The sequence below is a fragment of the Dehalococcoidales bacterium genome, assembly GCA_041656115.1.
GTDB lineage: Bacteria > Chloroflexota > Dehalococcoidia > Dehalococcoidales > UBA5627 > UBA5627.
Map to the genome: position 1 here is coordinate 1 of JBBAED010000018.1, position 4563 is coordinate 4563.

Annotated in this window: 4 protein-coding genes; 2 read left to right on the forward strand and 2 right to left on the reverse strand. The window is 46.5% G+C overall.

The window, feature by feature from the left end; genetic code table 11:
- On the forward strand, positions 1-370 hold a 370-nt coding region (locus tag WC958_06180), incomplete at its 5' end, for a hypothetical protein (GenBank protein ID MFA5629808.1).
- Here the strand turns inward: WC958_06180 and WC958_06185 are convergent.
- Complete coding sequence (locus tag WC958_06185) at positions 357-2627, reverse strand: heavy metal translocating P-type ATPase (protein ID MFA5629809.1); 2271 nt, start codon at positions 2625-2627, stop codon at positions 357-359. The genes WC958_06180 and WC958_06185 overlap by 14 nt on opposite strands.
- Before the next feature lie 137 nt (positions 2628-2764).
- Here WC958_06185 and WC958_06190 point away from each other — a divergent pair, with 137 nt between their 5' ends.
- On the forward strand, positions 2765-3109 hold the full coding sequence (locus WC958_06190) for a helix-turn-helix domain-containing protein (GenBank protein MFA5629810.1): 345 nt from the start codon (positions 2765-2767) through the stop codon (positions 3107-3109).
- A 1-nt stretch (position 3110) separates the two neighbouring features.
- Here the strand turns inward: WC958_06190 and WC958_06195 are convergent.
- Positions 3111-4563 (reverse strand): autotransporter outer membrane beta-barrel domain-containing protein (locus WC958_06195; GenBank protein ID MFA5629811.1); only part of this gene is annotated, 1453 nt, incomplete at its 5' end.

Sequence of the window (4563 nt, forward strand, 5' to 3'; positions counted from 1 at the left end):
CATAGACAGCTCTTTTCTTAACCCAAACGGCTCAAGAAGCAAAGAAGACCTCTACGCCGACATAGTCGGAGCAAAAGCTGTCTTCGGAAAAGAAAAGTTCGACGAAAGTCTCAATAAACATATTGGCAGTTTCGCTTTAGAACCACAACAAGAGCCGCAAGAAGAACCGCAACAGGAGCCGCAAGAAGATCCCGCCCAAATCACCGCGGAACCGGTTCAAACAACCTCCGAAAGCTATTACGCGAACGAATCAGACACAGCCCAAAAGGCGGCTGACAAACAAAAACTGATTCAACAATACTACGAAGCCGCGCGCGCGGGCGATTCAGAAACGGCCAAAAGAATCGCCGAACAGCTTAAACAATTTTAAAACGGCGCAGGCGCAACGCGTTACTTACAACAAACACCGAGCTTAAACTCATCGCGAACGCCGCAAACATGGGGCTGAGCTTGAGCCCGAAAGACACATAAAACAGGCCCGCCGCAATAGGTATCCCTATAATATTGTAGAAAAACGCCCAAAACAAATTCTGCTTAATATTTTTGATAACAGCGCGACTAAGCTTTAAAACACCGGCAACATCAAACAAATCATCCCGCATTAAAACAATGTCGGCCGACTCAATCGCAATGTCCGTGCCGGCTCCGATCGCAATGCCCACATCGGCCGCGGCAAGGGCAGGCGCATCGTTAATGCCATCACCGACCATCGCTACGCATTTCCCTGCTAATTGAAGTTTGCGAATTTCTTCTTCTTTATTTTGGGGAAGGACCTCCGAGATAATTTTCGTTATGCCGACTTCGTGCCCTACCGATGCCGCTGCGGCAGAATTGTCGCCCGTTAAAAGCACCACTTCGACCCCCAAATCCCTTAGCTTTTCAACTGCTCCGGCGGCGGTCGGCTTTACTTCGTCGGCAGCAGCGATTACACCTATAAGCCGGTCGCCTTCGGTGAAATACAGGGTTGTTCTGCCCTTTGCCGCGAGATCATCGGCGATTTTTTTAAACTTACCCGCGTCAATGTTCTTTTGTTCAAGCATGCGGTGATTGCCGCCGCTGCAAGCGACCCCGTTAATTGTGCCCGAAATACCCGCACCGGGGATGATTTCAAAATCGCTTACTGCAGCGCACTCGATGTTCTCTTTTTCGGCTGCGCGTGTGATTGCCTCGCTCAGGGGGTGCCCCGAAAGCTTTTCTAATGAGGCGGCGATGCTCATAAGGCGCTCAGAATTTCCGTCAACCGCTATAATGTCGGTTACAACAGGGTGCCCGACAGTTAAGGTGCCCGTTTTGTCAAAGACGGCAACATCGACCTTGTGCGCCGTTTCGAGCGCTTCCGCCGATTTAACAAGCATACCCAAAGAGGCGCCCTTGCCGGTTCCCACCATTATGGCCGTCGGAGTCGCCAACCCTAACGCGCACGGGCACGAAATGACCAAGACCGCAATGCCCATCGAGAGCGCGAACTCAAATGATTGCCCCGCAATGAGCCAACCTAACACCGTCAGCGCCGCGATAACTATAACCGCGGGAACGAAAACGCCGCTGACCTTGTCGGCAAGCTTCGCTATCGGCGCCTTAGAGGCTGTCGCCTCGTCTACAAGCCTTATTATGTTAGCTAATGTGGTGTCGGCCCCAACTTTTTCGGCACGAACCTTTATATAGCCGGTTTTGTTGATCGAAGCGCTCAAGACGCGGTTTCCGACGACCTTCTCTGCCGGAATGCTCTCGCCCGTTAACGCCGATTCGTCTACCGAAGACGCGCCTTCCACGACAACACCGTCCACTGCCACCGTGTCGCCGGCCTTTATGGCCAAAATGTCGCCCACAATAATTGAATCGACACCGATTACCTCTTCCTTGCCCTCTCTGATGACAGTCGCTGTTTTTGGAGCAAGATTAATTAAATGGGAAATGGCCTCGGATGTTTTTCCTTTTGCCCGGGCCTCTAAGAACCTGCCGAAAGTTATCAGTAAAAGAATCATACCGGCTGATTCAAAGTAGATATCCATCGAAAAGGCTTTAACAAGCTCGGTGTCACCATGACCTAAGCCGTAACCGATCTTGTAAATCGCGTAAATTCCATACAGAGTAGCGGCGCCCGAACCAATCGCGATCAAAGAATCCATGTTCGGAACACGCTTAAATAGACTCTTTATACCGTTTTCAAAGAAACTGAAATTCACGAATATTATCGGAAGCAACAAAATAAACTGCGTAAATACAAATATCAAAGAGTTAGGCAACCCATGAAAAGCCTCTAATAACGGCCACCCATACATGTGCCCCATCGATAGATAAAACAAAGGCAACCCAAATATTGCCGACACAATCAATCGAAACTTCAAAGCGGAAAATTCACTTTTCGCAGAGTCAGCCTCTGCTCGCGCTTTGCCGCCCTCAGGCTTGGTCATTCCCATGAATGCAGCTTTGAAACCGGCATTGTTAACAGTGTTCTCTATGGCTGTCACATCTAATAAAGACTCGTCATACACGACTGTCATAGATTTTTTCAACAAATTCACAGAAACACTTTTTACTCCCGGCAACTCTGAAACAATCTTATCTACATGTGCCGAACAAGCTGAACAACTCATTCCGGTAACTTCAAATTTGTTTTTTACCATGTCGACACCTCCGAAACTTATTCTGTTATTGGCTTGTATTTTGCAAACAACTTATATTATAATAATAACAGTTATGCATATTTTAACAAGTATGCACTATTTTAATATATACTAACCAAAAAGATAGTGTAAAACATATGAAACAAAAAGAAATTTGCCCCGTTGCCACAACTCTCGAACTAATCGGGGGGAAATACAAAGCGCTTATTTTATGGCACCTTTCAAAAGAAACCCTCAGATTCGGCGAACTGCAAAAGCTGATACCTGCAGCGACCCCAAAAATGCTCACTCAGCAGCTGCGCGAGCTTGAGGCAGACAAAATAATTAACCGAAAAGTTTATCCTGTGGTGCCCCCAAAGGTAGAATATAAACTTACAAAGTTGGGGCAAAGCCTCATACCCCTGTTAAAAACGATGTTTGAATGGGGTATGGGCTATCTTAAATCAAAAAGAATAAAGCCCGACTGCTCAATGAGCTTATAACTCAAAACTTCTGACTAAGCTCAAAGTTCACGCGCTTGTTGCAGAAGCCTTCGCTCAGCACAGTATCGGCGTAAGAAACAACCGCCGAAAAACCGTAAGCAGTATTATAATCAAAGCTGATCGCGAGGTCTAATCCGTCTCTGCCGGGGGTTTTCCAGGTGTTTTCAACGGATGCGCCATACATGCCCCAGTCTGACTTATGGTCTTTATTAAGCATGCTGCGACTGTAGACGGCGCTTAAGCCCATATCTAATTTATGGTTCTTTTTGTCTGAAACTAAGGAATTGTAGGCAAAACCGGCGTTTGCGTATAATAAATTGTAATCGTTGCGCTTAAAGTTCAAAGCAAAGGCATTGCCGGCCGAGAATGTCTCGCTTATGTCAGGGCGATCGAGTTTTGTGTAATTGAGCGAAATAACCGGAACAAAACTGTGTTTTTCACTTTTGTTCATTTTTCCGTATCCAACTTCGAAACTTTTTACGTGTTGCTTCCAATCGCTGTTATAGTTTCCGCCGTAAGCGCCCAAAACGGCAGTTCGCGTAGTTTCAGACTTTTCGCGTCCGACTCTGGCAAAACCATACATAAATCTGTCGCCTTTTTTTAGTTCTTTGCGCCAATGAAAGCCTATAAACTCCGATTCTGTTTCAGAGTTTTCGTCGTTTGCCAAGGAAACTTTCACGTCATCTTTTACAAAGCCAAAATGAAGGCCGCCGACCCAGCCATTTTTAAACTCTTCATAACCGAAAATGGTTCCGTAAGCGTCGCTTTTGTATTTTGCGCTTTCGGTTCGACTATCTTGAACAGCTTCGCTTTTAAATTGAAAAGCAAAAACATTTTCGTCTTTTCTTATATCCTTTGCACCGGCTTTGGTAATGCCGGTTGCGGCGTCTTTAATGAGTTTATCGCTCATAAATTTTGAAATAAGTTGGTTTCGTTTAATTGATGATAAAGTTAACGTATTGTGTAATTTCGGGTTTGCAACTGCGCCTACGTCGTCATATTTGACAACGCCGTTTTCGAGGTCTGCAATTAAATTCTGCGCCTCACCGAGGACCGGCTTAGCGGCGAAAACCAGCGAACTTACATCTTCACCTGCGATTGTGCCAATCCCTGCCAACACTGAAGCTTCAAATTTTGCTTTATCGCGAATGGCGGTAATGGTGCCGTCGGGGTTGACAACAATATTCAAATAATCGGGGAAAACAGCGGTTGAAGAAATAACGGGCATCAGAACGTAACCTGCGGAATAATCGATACTGCCCGCGGCAACGATAAATTTAGAAAGATCAACTGCGTTAGTGCCGTTCGGGTAATAACCTTCGGTGAGCTCAAGGTTCACAGTGCCATTGATTGTCGCGTCGCCAAGAACTGTTATTTTGTCGCCGCCCGTTAGAGAGCCTTCGAGTGAAAGAGCGCCGTTTTGAACGTAATCGCCGGTTACCACAATCTCGCCG

What these genes read in the sequence shown, in the direction of transcription:
- WC958_06185 (MFA5629809.1), bottom strand. Translation starts at nt 2,627, where the DNA reads ATGGTAAAAAACAAATTTGAAGTTACCGGAATGAGTTGTTCAGCTTGT.
- WC958_06190 (MFA5629810.1), top strand. Translation starts at nt 2,765, where the DNA reads ATGAAACAAAAAGAAATTTGCCCCGTTGCCACAACTCTCGAACTAATC.